Origin of the sequence: Edwardsiella tarda ATCC 15947 = NBRC 105688 (assembly GCF_003113495.2) — a bacterium.
GTDB lineage: Bacteria > Pseudomonadota > Gammaproteobacteria > Enterobacterales > Enterobacteriaceae > Edwardsiella > Edwardsiella tarda.
Genome location: NZ_CP084506.1, coordinates 1,900,018 through 1,919,073, shown reverse-complemented (window position 1 = coordinate 1,919,073; position 19,056 = coordinate 1,900,018). Strand labels below are relative to the sequence as shown.

Sequence of the window (19,056 nt, the reverse complement as noted above, 5' to 3'; positions counted from 1 at the left end):
GGCAACCCCTCGTCCCCATGACCCCCTGCGCTTTAGCAATGCGCATAGGCGGCGCGTGTAACGAGCTCTGGTCGCCGCGCAGGGGAGGGGCCGAGGGTCTCGCGCCAGCGTAGGCTTCCCAAACGCGCCTGGATGCTAGCGCGGTGAGTCAATGATAACAATGGAGGGGCTATGACCCTATCAATTATGGTGCAAGGCACCGCCTCCGATGCGGGCAAGAGCGTACTCTGCGCCGGGCTGTGTCGGGTATTTTCCCAGGATGGCTATCGTGTCGCCCCCTTCAAGTCACAGAATATGGCGCTGAATTCCGGTATTACCGCCGATGGTGGTGAGATGGGGCGGGCGCAGATGATGCAGGCCGAGGCGGCTGGCATCGCGCCGGATGTGCGCATGAATCCGATCCTACTCAAGCCGAGTAGTGACTGCCAGGCGCAGGTAGTGCTGATGGGCCGGGTGTTGCAGGATATGGATGCCGTACATTACCACCAGTATAAGCCGCAACTGCTGGAGCAGGTCGCGGAGGTTTATCACCAGTTGGCGGCCCAGGTCGATATCATGGTGCTTGAGGGGGCGGGCAGCCCGGCGGAGATCAATCTGCGTGATCGCGACATCGTCAATATGGGCATGGCGGAGAAGGTCGATGCGCCGGTGTTGCTGGTGGCCGATATCGATCGCGGTGGGGTCTTCGCCGCCATCTATGGCACCCTGGCGTTGCTTGAGCCGCAGGAGCGTGCGCGGGTTAAGGGTGTCATCATCAATAAGTTTCGTGGCGATGTTAGCCTGTTGACGCCAGGCTTGCGCCAGATCGAGGCGCTGACCGGCGTTCCGGTGCTGGGGGTAGTGCCGTGGCTGGATCTCGATCTGGACGATGAGGATGGTGTCGCCTTGCAGCGTGGCAAGTATCGTGATGAGACGGCGCGCGCGTTGGACATCGCGGTGCTGCAGCTGCCTTATATGTCTAACTTCACCGACTTCTCCCCACTCCATGCCCAACCGGATGTCACACTGCGTTACGTGACCCGTCCCGAAGCCATCGGGCGTCCGGATCTGCTGATCTTGCCGGGCAGCAAGAGTACGTTGGCCGACCTACGCTACCTACACGACAGCGGGTTGACGCATGCGCTGCTTTGCGCCCATCAGGATGGGGTGCCGATCTTGGGGATCTGTGGCGGTTACCAGATGTTGGGGAATCAGATCATCGATGGGGTGGAGTCGACGCAGGCGGCGATGCCGGGACTCGGCCTGCTGGATTGCGAGACCCGCTTCGCTCAGCAGAAGACCACGACGCAGGTACTGGCACACGTCGCCGCCGGGTTGCCCGGTCCGTGGGGTAACTGTGCTGGTCTCGCGCTGACGGGCTATGAGATCCATATGGGGACGACGCAGCGTGGGGCTGGCTGCGCGCCATTCTGCCAGCTATGGCAGCGCAACGGTGAGCCTTGCGCGCAGGAGGATGGGGCGATCAGTCATGATGGCTTGGTGATGGGCACCTACCTGCATGGCCTGTTCGATGAGCCGCGCCTGACACGTCATCTGCTCGATGCGTTGCGGTTAGCGAAGGGAATGGCCCCGGCCGAGGGGGCAGAGCTGGATTATCACGCCTGGCGCCAGCGCCAGTTTGACGCCTTGGCGGCGGCACTGCGTAGCCATCTGGATCTGCCGCAGATCTATCGTCTGATGCGCGAACATGCTGAGGAGGCCGCATGTTCACGCTGATCACCGGAGGGGCGCGCAGTGGCAAGAGTGCGTTGGCCGAACGCCTGGCCGGATCGCATGGCGCCCGGGTGTTGTATATCGCCACCTCGCTGGCGACGGATGATGAGATGGCGGCGCGTATCGCGCATCATCGCGCGGCGCGCCCGGCCAGTTGGCGTACATATGAAGGGTTTACGCAACTGGATCGGGTGATCGCCCGTGAGGCGCCACAGTGTGACGCCATCATGCTGGAGTGTGTGACCACGCTGATCACCAACCTCTTGTTTGCCGAGGCGGGAACCTCAGCCCCAGAGGCGATGGATTTCACCGCATTAGAAGCCTCGATCCAGCGCCAGCTCACGGCGTTGGCGGAGGCTTGCCGTCACAGCGCCTGCCCGGTCTATGTGGTGACCAATGAGGTGGGGATGGGGATCGTGCCAGAACATCTGCTGGCGCGTCGTTTTCGCGATATCGCCGGGCGGGTTAACCAGCGTTTGGCGGCCGACGCTCGGCAGGTGTACCTGGTGGTGAGCGGTATCGAAATGAAGATTAAAGGTTAACGAGGAAAACGCATGACGCAGTATGCCGAGACGCTGGCGCAGATCATCGCCACGATCCGTCCCTTAGATACGGAGGCCCAACGACGGGCTCGCCAGCACCAAGATAGCCTATTGAAGCCGCCCGGTAGCCTGGGACGCTTGGAGCAGCTCTCGATCCAACTGGCGGGCATCTTCGCCGAGCGACCGTTGGCGATCGGTAAGAAGCAGATCGTGGTGGTTGCCGCCGATCATGGGGTGTATCACGAAGGCGTGGCCATCACACCACAGGCGGTGACCGCCATTCAAGCGGGGAACATGGCGCAAGGGATCACCGGGGTTTGTGTGCTGGCGCAACAGGCTGGCGCGGCGGTGACATTAGTGGATGCGGGCATCGATGCCGATCCATTGCCTCATGCCGTCGACATGCGTATGGGGCGTGGTTGTGGCAATATCGCCCAGGGACCGGCGATGACACGGGCGCAGGCCGAGGAGCTATTGGTACGCTGCGCGCGTCTAGCGCAGAGTCTGGCCGCCGATGGGGTGAACCTATTGGGGATCGGGGAGTTGGGGATCGCCAACACCACCCCGGCGGCGGCGTTGGTCAGCGTGTTGACCGACAATGCCCCGCAAGCGGTAGTCGGCCTGGGCGCTAACCTGCCACCGGCGCGGCTCCAGCATAAGGTGGCCGTGGTAGAGCAGGCGATCCGGCGTAATGCGCCCGATGCTCAGGATGGCGTGGCGGTGTTGGCCGCCTTGGGGGGCTATGATCTGGTCGGCATGGCAGGAGTGATGATCGGCGCGGCGGCCGCGCGTATTCCGCTGATCCTCGATGGCTATCTCTCTTATGCCGCCGCCTTGGCTGCCTGCCGCATCGCACCAGGGGTACATCCCTACCTGATCCCCTCGCATTACTCGGCGGAGAAGGGCGCGACGTTGGCGTTGGCCGGCCTCGGTTTGACGCCCTATCTGCAGATGGAGATGCGCCTGGGGGAAGGGAGCGGGGCGGCGTTGATGATGCCGCTGGTCGAGGCCGCCTGCGCCATCTATCAGCGCATGGGGTTACTCAGCCAGAGCCAGATCGTGTTGCCGTCACATTGAGTGCATAACCGCCGGCGCCCTCCTCGCCAGAGGCACGCCGGCGAACGCGTCAGCCTGTCAGATGCCGTCGGCGATAGCCGATGACAATGGGGGCGAGGATCGCCAAGGCGATCACGTTGGGGAGCACCATTAGCCCATTGAAGGCATCGGCCATATTCCAGACCAGCTCCACCTGAAACTGCGAGGCGGCGAACAACGCCAGGATCACCAAGACCTGAAATAGGCGTAATGCCAGCGATGAGCCAAACAGATAGCGCACGTTGGTTTCGGCGTAGTAGTACCAGCCGATGATGGTGGAGAATGCGAAAAACATCAGTGAAATGGAGACAAATGCGCCGCCGAGATGACCCAATGCCAGCTGGTAGGCATACTGGGTCACGGCGATACCGGTGCCATTTTTCCCCATCAACGCGAGCAGTTCCGCCAGGGGTAACCCCTGCTGGGCTAATAGCTTCATTCCTGCGGTGATGATAACCAGGGCGGTAAGGGTGATGATCAGGCAATCGATAAAGACGCCCATCATGGCGATCAACGCCTGATCCTCCGCTTGCTTAACCTTGGCCACCGCGTGGGCATGCGGCGTCGAACCCATCCCGGCCTCGTTGGAAAATAACCCTCGGGCGATGCCAAAGCGAGCCGCCTGTTGGATCGAGATGCCGATGGCGCCCCCCATCGCCGCCTGGGGGTTGAAGGCGGCGACGAAGATCAGCTTAAAGGCGGCCAGAATGAAGGCGTAGTTGAGCAGGAGTACCAGGAGCGCGCCACAGAGGTAGAGCAATACCATGAGCGGAACCATCTTCTCGGTGAAGGCCGCAATGCGGTGCAGACCGCCGACCACCACCAGGCCTGCCGCCCCGGCGACGAGCAATCCGACGAGCCAGGGCGCCGCGCCGAAGGAGAGGGAAAAGGCATTGGCGATGGAGTTGGCTTGCACCATGTTGCCGACCACGCCTAGCGCCAGGATGAGCAGAATGGCAAAGAGGATCGCCAACCATTTTTGCTGTAGGCCCAGTTCGATGTAGTAGGCTGGACCGCCTACGGCTTGCCCATGGCGGTCGGTCGAGCGGTATTTCTGCGCGAGGATCGCCTCACCATAGATGGTCGCCATGCCGAGGAATGAGGAGATCCACATCCAGAGTACCGCGCCCGGCCCACCGGCGATGAGTGCCGTGGCCAGACCGGCCAGATTCCCGGTGCCCACCTGGCCGGCGACGGCGGTGGCAACGGCCTGGAACGAACTCATTCCCTCTTTTCCCGCCCGCTCGCCCGAGAGCGTAGCCCCCCGCAGCAGCATGGTAAGTCCCGCCCTGAAACGTACGACTTGAATGAAGCGTAGGCGGACGGTGTAATAGATACCGATGCCACAGAGTAGGACGATTAATAAATAGTCCCAGAGGATGCGGTTGAGTGTGTTAATGATAATCTCCAGCGTATGCATATCAGGCTCCCTGAACGTGCTAGTGATATATTCTTTGAGATAATGTTATTTGATATGACAGCTGCTCTTATGAATAACTAGCCAACGATATGGATGAATAGATAAACAGGATCGCGTGGGAATTCGTTCACCCTAATTCACCCTCGCCGTGGGCGATGTGATCGCTTTCATATTCTCAAGGATTGTCGAGATGTCAGTGGTGCAGATTCGCGTAAAGCGGTGCTTGTCCAGCGAGATAAATATAAACTTATTTAATCTTGGTATGCGATTCACGCCGTCACGTGATACGCGGGTGCCGGCGTGCTCATCTCCGCAGGCCTTGGGGCGTGATGCCGGCTTAGAGTGATAAATTCACCACCGCCTGTCATTATTATCAATATCTGTACGGATCGCTGTCGCCACCTGGCGCTGTTTGACGATGATGGCCATTGTCATCCCCCTTATTTATCGCATGCATCGTTAGCCACATTTTTTATGATGCGTGTTCTCCTGTTATCTCTTTCGCGTCGAATGCCTCCTATAACGAGTACGCCGATGGCAACGCCGGATGATATGACTGACGCGCGGGCAGGTTATTTTATGCGTTAATCGAGAGATCTATTTTATTCCTTGATGACGGACGGTCGAATAAGGGGATAATGTGGACGCGGAGTGTGCCGGATGCGAGGGCCATTTTAACGTTGTTAGCGTCGACGATGTCATCGGATATCCCGTGCTAAACGTGAGTAGGCCAGCGACAGGTTGGCGGCCACAGGAGGACTCTGCAGAGATCCTCACCCTCACGAGGTCGTACCATGGCGGCCTCTCCCCGACGCCAAGGGCCCGCATAGCCCCGTTAAGAGTATGCTCCTCGCGGGTGACGAAAAAGGAGGGCGCGGTGGGTTGTCTTATCCCGTTGCGAGGATAGGCTGTCTTCGCACCAGAAGGAAATAGGCGGGGCGGCGTGAGTCGGTGAATAGTTTTGTGAATATGCCATAAATATGTTTGGCGAATGGGCGGCGTGACCACCCCGAGCCTTTATCCGTAGGGCGAAGCGAATAGGTGATCGTGGATTTTGGGTATATGCCATAAATAATGGGAGTCAATGCGATGCCTATTATTAGCGTATGGGCGAGAGATAATGTGAATATGCCAAAAATAAATCTTGGCTGTTCTCTGGTTAGGATGGATAAGGATCGCTTGTCAGTTGGTGTGATAACGCGTTTTTAGTCCGCTTATTGGTTTTTTATTTCGCATTAGGTTTGGATGTTCGCTGGGTTGCCATTGGGCACGCTGGGTGATCAGGGGGATGAGGCTTGCTGGTATCGTGTGATCATGCACCGGTTTGCCGCTCAGGTGAATACCGGGTTTTTTATGCGGGGAGTGAAATGAGCAAATAAAATAGAGTAATGCTTTCTTTATTATTTCTCTAATGAATCGCCCGCTCTTGTTAGCCGTTTTTGATTATCTCAATGGCTGCAACACAAATCAATACACCCTAATTACATTTAATGAACATCTCGGCGATCATTCTTGGCTTATTATTTGTTGTTGTGTCTTTATTTGTTGGTGGCTTCAAAAAATAGCCTGCTAATCTCTCTATAATCAATATATATAATAAAAAGGAGATTATATGAGCATCAGTCGTCGTGCTTTTTTAAAAACTATTGGTGTAGGCTGTAGCGGATATGCCTTAACGAGTTTTCCTCCCGGTGCCTTGGCATTAAATCCTGCCGATGGCTTGACGGGTAAGACCACGTTAACCCCCAGTCTCTGTGAGATGTGTTCATTCCGGTGTCCAATCCAGGCGCAAGTGATCGAGCAACGTACGGTCTTCATCCAGGGGAATCCTGCGGCAGCGCATCAGGGCAGTCGTATCTGTGCCCGTGGGGGGAGTGGGGTGAGCCTGGTTAATGATCCGCAACGTATCGTCAAGCCGATGAAGCGTAGCGGTCCCCGTGGCAGTGGGCATTGGCAGGTGATCAGTTGGCAACAGGCCTACACCGAGATCGCCGCGAAGATGAACGCCATCAAGGCGCAGCATGGCGCGCAGAGTCTGGCGTTTTCATCGAAGTCTGGCTCACTATCGGGACATCTGTTCCATCTGGCCGCCGCCTTCGGTTCGCCGAATACCTTTACGCACGCCTCAACCTGCCCGGCGGGCAAGTCCATCGCCGCGAAGGTGATGATGGGAGGCGATCTGATGATGGATATCGCTCATACCCGTTATATGGTGGCCTTTGGCCATAACCTTTATGAGGGGATCGAAGTCGCCGATACGCATGAGATGATGACGGCGCAGGAGCAGGGGGCGAAGGTGGTCAGCTTTGATCCCCGCATGTCGGTGTTCTCCAGCAAGGCCGACGAGTGGCACGCCATTCGTCCCGGCGGCGATCTGCCGGTACTCCTGGCGATGTGCCACGTGATGATCGCCGAACGTCTTTACGATGCGGCCTTCGTCGAGCGTTATACCGAGGGATTCGATCAATTGGCGCAGGCAGTGAGCGAGACCACGCCGGCGTGGGCACAACAACATGCCGATGTGCCGGCCGAGGTCATCGTGCGGGTTACTCGGGAACTGGCGGCGTGTGCGCCGCACGCCATCGTCAACCCTGGGCACCGTGCCACCTATTCCCAGCAGGAGATCGACATGCGCCGGATGATCTTCGCCCTGAATGCCCTGCTGGGCAACATTGAACGTCGGGGGGGGCTATTCCAGAAGAAGGGGGCGGCGGCCTATAACAAATTTGCCGGTGAGACGGTGGTGGCGCCGTTGGCTAAGCCGGGCGTTAAGGGGATGCCGGCGATCTCGGCGGCGCGTATCGATGCGACGGCCGCGCAGTTTAGCTATATCGCCGCCAGCGGTGGCGTGGTGCAGAGCATCATCGACGCGACCTTGAGGCAGACGCCTTACCCGATCAAGGGGTGGATCATGTCGCGCCATAACCCGTTCCAGACGGTGACCTGCCGTGCCGAGTTGGAGCAGACGGCGCAGCAGTTGGATCTGATCGTCAGCTGCGACGTCTATTTGAGCGAGAGCGCCGCCTATGCCGATTACTTGCTACCGGAATGCACCTACTTGGAGCGGGATGAGGAGATCAGTGATGTCTCTGGCGCCAACCCGGCCTATGCCTTGCGTCAGCAGGTGGTAGCACCGATCGGGGAGGCGCGCCCCAGTTGGCAGATTTGGAAGGAGTTGGCGGCGGAGCTGGGTCTGGCTCAATACTATCCTTGGGAGGATATGCAGACTCGGCAATTGTTCCAATTGGGGGGCGATCAGGCGTTATATCGCGATTTACGTAGTCGGGGCTATCTCAGTTGGGGAGTGCCGTTACTGCTGCGTGAACCGGAGTCGGTACGTCAGTTTGTGGCGCGTTACCCCAAGGCCGCGGCGCAGGTTGAAAGCGATGGTACGCTGAGCGGCGCCGTGCGCTTCAAGTCGCCCAGCGGGCGCATCGAACTCTATTCGGCGGCATTAGAGGAGAAGTTACCCGGCTATGGCGTGCCCCGCTTCCGCGATATGCCCTTAAAGCGCCCCGAACAGCTCTACTTCATCCAAGGCAAAGTGGCGGTACATACCAATGGCGCCACGCAGTATGTGCCACAGCTGAGCGCGCTGATGTGGGATAACGCGGTATGGATCCATCCGCAGACCGCGCAGGCGCGTGGCATTCGCAATGGCGATATGGTCTGGCTGGAGAACGAGACAGGCAAGGAGCGGGGACGTGCGTTAGTGACTCCCGCCATTCGTCCCGACACGCTGTTCGTCTATATGGGGTTTGGCGCCAAGGCCGGCGCGCGGACGGCGGCGACGAGTCATGGTATTCACTGTGGCAACCTGTTACCGCATGTGATCAGCCCGGTGTCGGGCACCGTGGTCCATACCTCTGGCGTAAACCTGAGCCGAGCCTGAAAGGAGTTGATCGATGAATCAGAATGCCAACCATTACGTCATGCTGCATGACGAGAAGCGTTGTATCGGCTGTCAGGCCTGCACCGTCGCCTGTCGAGTGTTAAACGATGTGCCCGAAGGGTTTAGCCGCCTTCAGGTGCAGATCCAAGGGCCGGATCAGGCGGAGGGGGGACGTTTCCGCTTTATCCGCGTCTCCTGTCAACACTGTGAGGCCGCGCCCTGTGTCGCGGTCTGCCCAACCGGCGCCTCTTTCCGCGATGAGGATGGCATCGTGCAGGTGGATCAATCCCGTTGCATCGGGTGTGACTACTGCGTCGCCGCCTGTCCTTTCCACGTGCGCTATCTGGATCCACGCAGCGGGGTGGCCGACAAGTGCGACTTCTGCGCCGAGCGTCGGCTCAGTGAGGGGCTGCCACCCGGTTGTGTGGCGGTTTGCCCAACCGATGCCCTGCATTTTGGGCGGCTGGACACGGCCGAAGTGCAGAGTTGGATCGGCCAAGAGGAGGTGTATCGGCGGCAGGGTAAGCGTAGCGGTGCGGTAAGCCTGTATCGCCGTAAAGAGATCCATCGGGAGGAGCAAGCATGAATAGCATCTGGGGAGCGGAACTGAATTATGCGCCAGACTATTGGCCGCAGTGGCTGGTGTTGGCGGCATTACTGCTGGCGGCGTTGTTGGTGGGGGTCGCGTTACACGCCGCATTGCGTTATGCCCTGGCGCCGCGTGTGGCTGGCGGCGAGTCGAGCCGCCTGTATCTCTATTCGGCGGCGGTACGCGGTTGGCACTGGAGCAATGCGTTGCTGTTTGTCCTGTTGCTGCTGAGTGGGATCGGCGGCCACTTTAGCGTCGGGCCGGTAGGGCTATGGGTCGCGTTACATACCCTGTGTGGCTATGTGCTGATTGTCGCCTGGCTGGGCTATCTGCTGATTAATCTGCTGACGGGGAATGGCCGCCACTATCGGGTGCGTTGGCGCGGCTTGCTGGCGCGCTGTGTGCGTCAGGCTCGTTATTACCTGTTCGGTATCATGAAGGGGGAGGCGCATCCTTTCGTCGCCGATGCGCAGAGCAAATTCAACCCGTTACAGCAGTTGGCCTATCTGGCCATCATGTATGCGCTGCTGCCGCTGTTGATCGTCAGCGGTCTGTTGTGCCTCTATCCGCAGGTGATCGCCGGTTATGGCCCGTTGATGTTGACCTTGCACCTGGCGTTGGCGCTGGTGGGGTTACTCTTCCTGTGCGCCCATATCTACCTGTGTACCCTCGGGGATACACCGGGGCAGATCTTCCGCAGTATGCTGGATGGCTATCACCGTCATCGGCAGCATGATGTCGCGAGCGAGACGCCACCACGCGGCTAATGCGCCTCATCCCTTGTCCGATAAAAACGGGGGCCTCGGCCCCCGTTCCCGCGATTACACCGTCGGCGGTGATATCAGCTGCACTGAACCTTGATCGCCAAGCCACCCTGCGAGGTCTCGCGGTATTTGGCGTTGATGTCCTTACCCGTCTCATACATGGTCTCGATCACCTTATCCAGTGAGACGCGTGGTTCGGAGGTGCGTTGCAGCGCCATACGTGCGGCGTTGATCGCCTTCACCGAGGCGATAGCGTTACGCTCGATGCAGGGCACTTGCACCTGGCCCGCCACCGGATCGCAGGTCAGCCCCAGGTTATGCTCCATCCCGATCTCGGCGGCGATGCAGACCTGTACCGGGCTGCCGCCCAGTAGCTCGGCGAGTCCGGCGGCCGCCATCGAGCAGGCGACGCCGACTTCGCCCTGGCAACCAACTTCGGCGCCGGAGATGGACGCATTCATCTTATACAGGGTGCCGATGGCACCGCTGGCGAGGAAATAGCGCACGAAGATGTCCGGTGAGACCGGCTCGATGAAGTGGTTGTAGTACGCCAGCACCGCCGGGACGATACCGCAGGCACCGTTGGTTGGCGCGGTGACCACGCGGCCACCGGCGGCGTTCTCCTCGTTGACCGCCAGGGCAAACATATTGACCCAATCGATGACGTTCATCGGATCGCGGTTGTACTTGTCGCTGGTAACCAGCATGCGGCGCAAGGCGGCGGCGCGGCGCGGTACACGCAGCGGCCCCGGCAGGACACCCTCGGTGTTCAAGCCACGCTCGATACAGGCTTGCATGGTATCCCAGATAGCGGTGAAGTAGGCGTAGATCTCTTCTTTACTGTGTAACGCCAACTCGTTCTTCATCACCAGTCCGCTGAGGGAGAGGCCAGTCTCACGGCAGTGATCCAGTAAGGCTTGGGCGGAGTGGAACGGATAGGGGACGCAAAGGGATTCACCGCTCTCTTGACCAAAATGTTCGGCATCGACGATGAAACCGCCGCCGATGGAGTAGTAGGTCTTGCTATACAGCAGGCTATCATCCGCGCCGTAGGCGTTGATGGTCATGCCGTTCTCGTGTAACGGCAGATTGTCGCTGCGGAACACCATGCCGCTATCGTGCGGGAAGGCGACCTCATGCCCCTGCGGGCCGAGCGGTAAGCGTTCGCGTTGCTCCACCTGACGGATGAAGGCCGGGATGGCATCGATGTCGACGCTGTCGGGCAGGTTGCCGGCCAACCCCATTATGATGGCGATATCGGTATGGTGGCCTTTACCGGTCAGGGACAACGAACCGTAGACGTCGACGGCCACACGCGTGACCGACGGTAGCAACCCTTGCGCCGTCAAGTCATCGACGAACTGTTTTCCGGCCTTCATCGGTCCAACCGTATGGGAACTCGACGGGCCAATACCGATCTTGAACATGTCGAAAACGCTAATCACGCTAAGCTCCTTAAAGAGGCAATGTCTCATGCTGCTGGTGTCAATTCGGCGCGCGCGAGAGTCACACTCTCGGCACGGGACGCGCCTTGCCATTGACGAGGTTCGGCGCGTCTGGTTATCGTCATTCGCATTATTTTATTTCATGCTAAATGCCCCCTGTTCAGCGGGGGCGCCAACAATACCCGAACTTCTCTGCCGACGCACGCGCAATTGTGCCAGCGGCGTGCGGTTGGCGGGAAAAGCCGATTAATCCGCCCTCATTAGCTCACACCTCCGACGATGATCGTCGTTGCTAGCCGCATACGCCGTCGATAATGCTAGATGATCATATGGCCCTGTGATGGGATAAAAGCAAGGGATATTGTTATCTTTACTTGGTAATTACCAAGCCGCTTCACAGATTGACACTCCCCCGATGCGCTGAGGGGGAGCGAGGTCAATTTGCGCGGCCAGTAACCCGCCTTTCTCTAGGGGTATCGCATAACGTGAAGTAAGGAAAATCACTGGGAGACTAGCGTGAGGCGACCTGGATCGCGAGGCGACGTAGCATCGCCGCCGTGAGGCCCCAGATGAGGAAATTCCGATAAGAGGAGAGGTAGAGGCGATGGTTTTGACCAGCCCGAGAGATGTCGAGTGCATGGTAGCGACGGATATCCAGGGCGTGGGCCAACGGGATCTCGAAGATCTCGGCGACCTCTTGCGGATTGGGACGCAGGGTCAGCGCGGGGGAGAGGAGTGCGACGACTGGCGTGACGCAGAAACCGCTACTGCTATCCTCCGCGGGTAGTTGACCGAGGATCGTCGCATGACGGGGCGAGAGTGCGATCTCTTCCGCCGCCTCGCGTAGCGCCGTGGCGGCCGCACAGGCGTCATGAGCGTCGTGGGCGCCGCCGGGGAAGGCGACCTGGCCGGGATGCTGGCGCATCCCGAGCGCGCGCCGGGTCAGCAGCAGGGTCGGCTGCGGGCGATTGATGATAGGGATTAATACCGCTGCCTGGCGGGTATGGGTCGCCGCCCGTCCTGGCTGCGGGGACTGTAGCTGAAAACGGGTGACGAAATGGGTCAGGTTTGGGCTTAGTCGCATGAGAGAGGTCCGCTTTTCGCCAGTAACGGTAAGATTTTACTGACCTTATCTAACGTCTCCTGGTATTCCGCGCCGACTTCGCTGTCGGCGACGATCCCACCCCCGGCCCAGCAATAGAGTCGCCCGTGCTCCGCCAACAGCGTACGGATGGTGATGCTGGTATCCATGTCGCCGCAGGCGCTGAGATAGCCGATGGAGCCACAATAGACGTTGCGCCGTTGCGGTTCGAGGGCATCGATGATTGCCATGGCGCGGATCTTGGGCGCGCCGGTGATCGAACCGCCGGGGAAGCAGGCGCGTAGTAGATCGCACGCATCGAGTCCGGGGGCCAGGCGGGCACGGATGGTGCTGACCAGATGATGAACGGCGGGGAAACTCTCTACGGCGAACAACTCCGGTACGCTGACGCTACCCGCGGCGGCGACGCGGCCAACGTCGTTGCGCATCAGATCGACAATCATCAGATTCTCCGCCCGATCCTTGGCCGAGGCCGCAAGGCGCAGGCGCTGCTGCTCATCCGCCGTCACCTCCGGTTTACGCGGTAAGGTGCCCTTAATCGGCCGCGTCGTGATCTCGCCGCGCTCGAGCCGTAAGAAGCGTTCCGGGGAGACGCTGAGCACCGCGCTTTGTGGTAAGCGCAGGAACGCGGAGAAGGGCGCACGGTTGGCTTGCGTCAGACGGAGGAAGGCTTGCCACTCGTCGCCTCGGTAGTCGGCGGCGAAGCGTTGTGTCAGATTGATCTGGTAACAGTCGCCGGAGGCGAGGTGTGCCTGCACGCGTTGGAAGGCGTGTTGATAGGCCGCTTTGCTCAGGTTGGCCTGCCAGTCAGAGGTGAGTGCGAAGGGCGTACTGACGGGTGCGCGGAGGGATTGCAACCAGCTGAGGCGTCGTGCGGCATCATGCCAGCTAAGCAGGGTGATGCGGCGCAGGCGGTGATCGACGATCAGCGCCCAGTCGTAGATCCCCAGCGCCATGTCCGGCGTCTGTAGATCGGCGGCGGCCAGCGTAGGGAGCGTCTCGAAGCGGCGGCCTAAATCGTAGCCCCACAACCCGAGCGCCCCGCCGCAGAAGGGCAGGTCAGGCTGTGGCGGACAGGCGGGCAGACGGCGAGCCAACACGCTGCGCAGCAAGGTTAACGGATCGTCGCGGTAGTGCTGGCAGCCTGCGCTATCGACGAGGGTGGTCACTGCCCCGCGCGTCTCGAGCGTCGCACAGGGATCGGCCACGATGATATCGTAGCGGTTATGAGAATGGTCGGCCTGGCCGGAGCTGAGCAACATCGCCCAGGGCTGATGCGCCAGCGGGGTGAAGTAATGTAGCGCCGCATCGGGTCGATAGGGCAGATCGCACAGGGTCAGTTTAGGGGTCGCAGTCATGGTGCGGCACAGCTCTCTGGGTCGATAAAGAATAGCGTTCGATTATCTACGGATGCGGGGCATACGGCAATTAGCGCGCGCTGCTCTCGTCGCGAGCTTGGTATATACTGCGGCAAGGCTAAATAAGAGGAGAGGTTATATGGTTGGTGGTATGCCGGCATTGAGCCATGCAGAACAGCAGCAGGCGGCGGAGCGTATTCAGGCGCTGATGGCGCAGGGGATGAGTAGCGGCGAGGCTATCGCGCAAGTGGCGGCCGAGATCCGTGCCGCCCATCGCGGGGCTCAGGTGCGGGTAGCCTTCGACGATGAGGCGGAGGATGACGATGACGCGGGGCAGCCGTAATCAGGGTGCCTGGTTGGGCACCCTAGGCGCTTAAGGCTGAATGATGACCGCGTTGCTGCAGGCGCGTGCGCGTTGACGGGCCTGGTCGATACTCTCACCCCAGGCTAAGGCGACACCGAGGCGCCGCGCCCCGTCGATCTGGGGTTTAGCGAACAGACGTAGCTGGCTGGCCGGGCCTAGGGCCTGTACCAGGTTGGTAAATTTTACGTCGTCGCTGTGTAACTGCGGGAGTAGCACGGCAGAGGCGCTGGGGCCGAATTGACGAATGGGACCGATCGGTAGGCCCAGAAAGGCGCGGACGTGCAGGGCAAACTCGGAGAGATCTTGGGACACCAGGGTCACCAGCCCGGTATCGTGGGGGCGAGGCGAGACTTCGCTGAAGATCACCTCGTCGCCACAGACAAAGAGTTCGACACCAAACAGACCATAGCCGCCGAGGGCGCGTACCACCTGGGCGGCGATCGTCTGCGCCCGTTCCAGCGCCACGGCGCTCATCGCCTGGGGCTGCCAGGATTCACGATAATCCCCCGCCTGTTGGTAATGGCCGATCGGCGCGCAGAAATGGATCCCATCGCTGGCTTGAATGGTCAGCAGGGTGATTTCAAAATCGAAACAAACCTCGCCTTCGACGATGACGCTGGTGGCGTCGCCACGGGCACCTTCCCGAGCATAGTGCCAGGCGGCGTCGATCTCGCTGGCGTTGCGTAGGATGCTTTGCCCTTTCCCCGATGAACTCATCACCGGCTTGACGAAGCAGGGATAACCGATCTCGCTCACGGCCTGGCGAAATGCCGCGATATCACGAGCAAAACGGTAAGGGGAGGTGGGTAGCCCCAGCGTTTCGGCGGCCAGACGGCGAATACCTTCTCGGTTCATGGTCAATTGCACTGCGCGGGCGCTGGGCACGATGCGGACGCCATCACTCTCCAACTGATCTAGCGTCTGGGTGGCGATGGCCTCGATCTCCGGCACGATGTAGTCAGGACGCTCACGTTCGATCAGGGCGCATAGCTGCTCGCCATCCCGCATATCGATGACATGGCTGCGATGAGCGACTTGCATCGCCGGTGCATCGGCGTAGCGATCGACGGCGATGACCTCCAACCCGAGGCGTTGGCCCTCAATGGCGACCTCTTTGCCGAGTTCTCCGGCACCTAACAACATGATCCGAGTGGCATGAGGACGAAGGGCGGTTCCGATGAGCTGCATGATCTGTTCCTGTATTCCATGTGAGCGTGGTCGCCGGCAGTATATACGAAAACGTTTGCGTGGCAACGTGAAAGATTTTTTTACAATGCGCAACAAAAAGGAAAAAATAATAAAAGCAATTTAATTTCATATTGTTATATCAGTGAGCCTGACCAGGGTTTGCCACTTTGTGCGCTATAACGTGGGAGGTGATTTTCGTGACGGGAAGCAGATATATACTGAAAAAACGCCGGTGATGGGGGTAGAAAGGCACGTTTTGTTCAGATCCCTGTCCGTGCGGCATCAGCCATCGAGGCTTGAAGCTTTGTAATATAAATAATATTGTATGATAAATGCTTTTGGCCGGAAGGGATCCGACCGTTTAAGACTTCAACAGCGCGGTATGAACGCGGGAATGCATGAGTACGGCGGGAAGGTATGTGTAATGAGTAGTGCGACCTGTATTGAAGAAAGCGCATTAAAACAGGATAACTGGTATCGCATCGCGGAAGAGATGCTGAACCGGGCCGGAATTGCGATAAATGGTAGCCAACCCTATGATATCCAGGTGAAAAACCCAGAGTTCTTTCACCGAGTCCTACAAGAGGGTTCCCTCGGTTTGGGGGAGAGTTATATGGATGGCTGGTGGGAGTGCGAACGCTTGGATATCTTCTTCCAGCGGATTCTCACCGCGGGCCTCGACAGCCAACTACCGAAGCATTTCGCCGATATCGTGCGCATCGCCTCTGCGCGTCTGTTTAATCTCCAGAGCCGTAAGCGCGCTTGGATCGTGGGTAAGGAGCACTACGATCTGGGTAATGATCTGTTTAGTCGGATGCTCGACCCTTACATGCAATACTCCTGTGCATACTGGAAACAGGCCGAGACGTTGGAGCAGGCGCAGCAAGATAAATTGAAGTTAATCTGTGACAAGTTACAGCTCGAGCCTGGCATGAAGTTGCTGGATATCGGTTGTGGTTGGGGAGGATTGGCACACTACGCTGCGGAACATTATGGGGTCTCCGTCGAAGGGGTCACCATTTCCGCCGAGCAGCAGAAGATGGCGCAGGCCCGCTGCCAAGGATTGGATGTGAAGATCCTGCTACAGGATTATCGCGATCTGAACAACAACTATGATCGCATCGTTTCCGTTGGGATGTTTGAGCACGTTGGGCCGAAGAATTATCGTACTTACTTTGAAGTCGCGGCGCGTAATCTCAAACCCGATGGATTGTTCCTGTTGCACAGCATCGGGTCGAATCAGACCGATCTCAATGTTGATGCCTGGATCAATAAGTATATCTTCCCTAATGGCTGTCTACCTTCTGTGGCGCACATCGCGACGCACAGCGAAGGGCTGTTTGTCATGGAGGATTGGCACAGCTTCGGACCGGATTATGATCGTACCTTGATGGCATGGTATCAGCGTTTTCAGGCGTGTTGGCCAGAGATCAGTGCCAACTACAGCGAGCGTTTCTATCGTATGTTTTGCTACTACTTGACGGCGTGCGCTGGTGCCTTCCGCGCGCGCAATATTCAGCTATGGCAGGTCTTGCTCAGTCCAAAAGGCGTCGAGGGTGGGTTGCGTGTACCGCGCTAGGATTGATTGGCAATAGTGATAATTTCCTAATTATTATTGGCGTCGGGCATTGGCTCGGCGCTTTTTTATGTCACAGCTCTCATCGACAGCGGTTATTCAATGTCGAAAAATCTCATAAATTATATTTTAAGAGAATAATTTAATCATTGTGATTTTGATCATAATAATGAAATATCAAGCGTTTTCCGATGGGGTTTATTGGGGGTAAATGGCTAACATCATGTATTAAAAGGATATTTATATTTAATTGCATTTGTTTTCCCCATGAAAATAAAGATGGTGCTAGCCGTTATGATGCTCTGTTCGAGGGGCGAAAATATGGTGAATGATTTGCACCATCAGATAATTTATGCCTTAATAATGCCGTCCTTAGACGGAGCACGTTCTCTGGTGGAGAAATATCTGGAGTGATGTTTCTACTACCCGATGAGTGTGTCGCCACGCTTAGGGTGAGTCGCCCCTACGGGCAATATTTTAAAGTGAAGGAAAGTGTAATGAGCAAGAAAACCGGCCAGGTCAAATGGTTCAACGAAAGCAAGGGATTTGGGTTTATCACGCCAGCTGATGGCTCAAAAGATGTCTTCGTCCATTTCTCTGCTATCCAGAGCGACGGTTTCAAGACCTTGGCAGAAGGTCAGCAGGTTGAGTTCTCTATTCAGGACTCCCCGCGCGGCCCGGCTGCGGCCGACGTGGTTGCCCTGTAAATACAGCGTATTCACCACGCTGCATGCACGCTGACACCGTGGTGTTAATACGGGTGCCAGCGGTATGAACGGCCCTTGATGGGGCCGTTTTCTGTTGTTTTATCATCGTCATCCCACCCTGTTATTCCGCATTGTGTTGTCACACTATCCTAGTCGATGCGCTGCTTTACTCTGCTTTATGCTTGTTCCTCTCGTTGCTCGCGTAGTTATCCCTGGTCGCCTGATGGCGTAAGACTTGCAGCGAGCGCCGCCATCCTTTACTGTATATAAAAACAGTGACGCAGTGAGCGAGAGTAAGATGGCAGTAACGATTCAATATGTTGTGGTACGCGATGGGGTGGAAAAAATGACCTTTGCCAGTAAGAAAGAGGCAGATAATTACGACAAGATGCTCGATCTCGCCGATAACTTAAGCGAGTGGTTGGCCTCATCGCCTGTGACACTGGCGGAGGAGACGCGTGAGGCGTTAGGTTTCTACCTGGCTGAGCAGAAAGAGTCACTTTCTCGTCTATTGCGAGGGGCTAGTCTTGCCTCGTTACAAAATAGTGATGCCGATGAGGGGCGAGTAAGCGAGACGGAAGAGGGAGCAGAACGCCAGGTGGCGTAGCATAGCGCTAGCGGGCGTGTCGAGGCGTAGACATAGCGCATGCGCCTGGCGTCAAATAATATTGATTGGCGTATAGATTATGGCGAGATATTATGCTCGCCATAATTTCTCATCTCGATTACCGCCTTACATCTATGACACTCATCAAACCCGATATTACTTTTTATCAGCGTTTTGCCGCAGATATTCTCGCCGGTCGTAAGACCATCACCTTGCGAGATCGCAGTGAATCACATTTTCATCCCGGCCAACAATTAACGGTTGGTTATTACGAGGAGACGCGGCTGTTTTGTGTGATTGAGGTGATCAGCGTAACACCGTTGGATTTTTCTCAGTTGAATGAACAGCATGCCGCTCAAGAAAACATGAGTTTGGCGGAATTACGTCGCGTGATCCAAGAAATCTACCCACATCAGGATGCGCTTTATATGATCGCCTTTCGTCTGGTGCGGCGGTTAGGCTAATCGAGCCCGCTCCCCTGATCAGCGGAGCGTTGGAGAGATGGCGATAACCCTCTCGGGTGAGCTCCAGTGTGCGTAAATGGAGTCTGGATGTATCTATTGGCTAATAGATAAGCGTAAGCGATAATTTATTTTTTATCTCGTATAGGCTTACGCGTTATTACTTTTCCTATTTAAATAGAGATTAACGCTCAAAGATGAGCATAAATTGGTTTTTTATTTTGTATTGATGT

Annotated in this window: 16 protein-coding genes; 11 read left to right on the top strand and 5 right to left on the bottom strand. The window is 57.6% G+C overall.

Features of this window, described 5'->3' with window-relative positions:
• The first annotated feature begins 171 nt into the window (after positions 1-171).
• The 3 genes from DCL27_RS08840 to cobT are packed head-to-tail and all read left to right on the top strand — an operon-like array spanning position 172 to position 3,332.
• Positions 172-1,716, top strand: coding sequence for a cobyric acid synthase (locus DCL27_RS08840; RefSeq protein ID WP_035598565.1), 1,545 nt, complete (start codon positions 172-174; stop codon positions 1,714-1,716).
• On the top strand, positions 1,704-2,255 hold the full coding sequence (gene cobU, locus DCL27_RS08835; RefSeq protein ID WP_005285554.1) for a bifunctional adenosylcobinamide kinase/adenosylcobinamide-phosphate guanylyltransferase: 552 nt from the start codon (positions 1,704-1,706) through the stop codon (positions 2,253-2,255). The genes DCL27_RS08840 and cobU overlap by 13 nt, the downstream gene beginning before the upstream one ends.
• 12 nt (positions 2,256-2,267) lie before the next feature.
• A complete protein-coding gene (gene cobT, locus DCL27_RS08830) occupies positions 2,268-3,332 on the top strand; it encodes a nicotinate-nucleotide--dimethylbenzimidazole phosphoribosyltransferase (RefSeq protein ID WP_047059950.1) in 1,065 nt (354 codons plus the stop codon).
• Between the two features lie 49 nt (positions 3,333-3,381).
• Here the strand turns inward: cobT and DCL27_RS08825 are convergent, their stop codons facing one another.
• Complete coding sequence (locus DCL27_RS08825) at positions 3,382-4,770, bottom strand: alanine/glycine:cation symporter family protein (RefSeq protein WP_035600322.1); 1,389 nt, start codon at positions 4,768-4,770, stop codon at positions 3,382-3,384.
• A 1,612-nt stretch (positions 4,771-6,382) separates the two neighbouring features.
• Between DCL27_RS08825 and phsA the strand changes: the two genes are divergently transcribed.
• The 3 genes from phsA to phsC are packed head-to-tail and all read left to right on the top strand — an operon-like array spanning position 6,383 to position 10,018.
• Positions 6,383-8,662, top strand: a complete 2,280-nt coding sequence (phsA, locus tag DCL27_RS08820; RefSeq protein WP_035600324.1) for a thiosulfate reductase PhsA — start codon at positions 6,383-6,385, stop codon at positions 8,660-8,662.
• A 13-nt stretch (positions 8,663-8,675) separates the two neighbouring features.
• Positions 8,676-9,248 (top strand): 4Fe-4S dicluster domain-containing protein, encoded by a 573-nt coding sequence (locus tag DCL27_RS08815; protein ID WP_005285739.1) that lies wholly within the window; start codon positions 8,676-8,678, stop codon positions 9,246-9,248.
• A complete protein-coding gene (gene phsC / locus DCL27_RS08810; protein WP_035600326.1) occupies positions 9,245-10,018 on the top strand; it encodes a thiosulfate reductase cytochrome B subunit in 774 nt (257 codons plus the stop codon). Before DCL27_RS08815 ends, phsC begins: the two co-directional genes overlap by 4 nt.
• Positions 10,019-10,092: 74 nt before the next feature.
• Here the strand turns inward: phsC and DCL27_RS08805 are convergent, their stop codons facing one another.
• The 3 genes from DCL27_RS08805 to pabB form a co-directional block, all read right to left on the bottom strand.
• Positions 10,093-11,460: an L-serine ammonia-lyase gene (locus tag DCL27_RS08805; RefSeq protein ID WP_005293598.1), complete on the bottom strand. Its 1,368-nt coding sequence runs from the start codon at positions 11,458-11,460 to the stop codon at positions 10,093-10,095.
• 511 nt (positions 11,461-11,971) lie between these two features.
• Positions 11,972-12,544 carry a CoA pyrophosphatase gene (locus tag DCL27_RS08800; RefSeq protein WP_035596664.1) on the bottom strand — a complete coding sequence of 191 codons (573 nt, stop codon included), beginning with the start codon at positions 12,542-12,544 and terminating at the stop codon, positions 11,972-11,974.
• Entirely contained in the window at positions 12,535-13,920 is a 1,386-nt protein-coding gene (gene pabB, locus DCL27_RS08795; RefSeq protein WP_005285752.1) for an aminodeoxychorismate synthase component 1, read from the bottom strand. The genes DCL27_RS08800 and pabB overlap by 10 nt, the downstream gene beginning before the upstream one ends.
• 139 nt (positions 13,921-14,059) lie before the next feature.
• On the opposite strand from pabB, the gene DCL27_RS08790 reads away from it, so the two are divergent.
• Positions 14,060-14,263 (top strand): YoaH family protein, encoded by a 204-nt coding sequence (locus DCL27_RS08790; protein WP_005293602.1) that lies wholly within the window; start codon positions 14,060-14,062, stop codon positions 14,261-14,263.
• 30 nt (positions 14,264-14,293) lie between these two features.
• Here DCL27_RS08790 and purT read toward each other — a convergent pair whose 3' ends face one another.
• On the bottom strand, positions 14,294-15,472 hold the full coding sequence (gene purT / locus DCL27_RS08785) for a formate-dependent phosphoribosylglycinamide formyltransferase (RefSeq protein WP_005285755.1): 1,179 nt from the start codon (positions 15,470-15,472) through the stop codon (positions 14,294-14,296).
• A gap of 424 nt (positions 15,473-15,896) precedes the next feature.
• Here purT and cfa point away from each other — a divergent pair, with 424 nt between their 5' ends.
• From cfa to yqfB, 4 genes are all read left to right on the top strand, one after another.
• Positions 15,897-17,051, top strand: a complete 1,155-nt coding sequence (gene cfa / locus DCL27_RS08780; protein WP_005293605.1) for a cyclopropane fatty acyl phospholipid synthase — start codon at positions 15,897-15,899, stop codon at positions 17,049-17,051.
• A 494-nt stretch (positions 17,052-17,545) separates the two neighbouring features.
• Positions 17,546-17,755: a transcription antiterminator/RNA stability regulator CspE gene (cspE, locus tag DCL27_RS08775; protein ID WP_005293608.1), complete on the top strand. Its 210-nt coding sequence runs from the start codon at positions 17,546-17,548 to the stop codon at positions 17,753-17,755.
• 298 nt (positions 17,756-18,053) lie between these two features.
• Positions 18,054-18,362: a YebG family protein gene (locus tag DCL27_RS08770; RefSeq protein WP_005285761.1), complete on the top strand. Its 309-nt coding sequence runs from the start codon at positions 18,054-18,056 to the stop codon at positions 18,360-18,362.
• Between the two features lie 143 nt (positions 18,363-18,505).
• On the top strand, positions 18,506-18,826 hold the full coding sequence (gene yqfB, locus DCL27_RS08765) for a N(4)-acetylcytidine aminohydrolase (protein ID WP_035596677.1): 321 nt from the start codon (positions 18,506-18,508) through the stop codon (positions 18,824-18,826).
• The last annotated feature ends 230 nt before the right edge of the window (positions 18,827-19,056 follow it).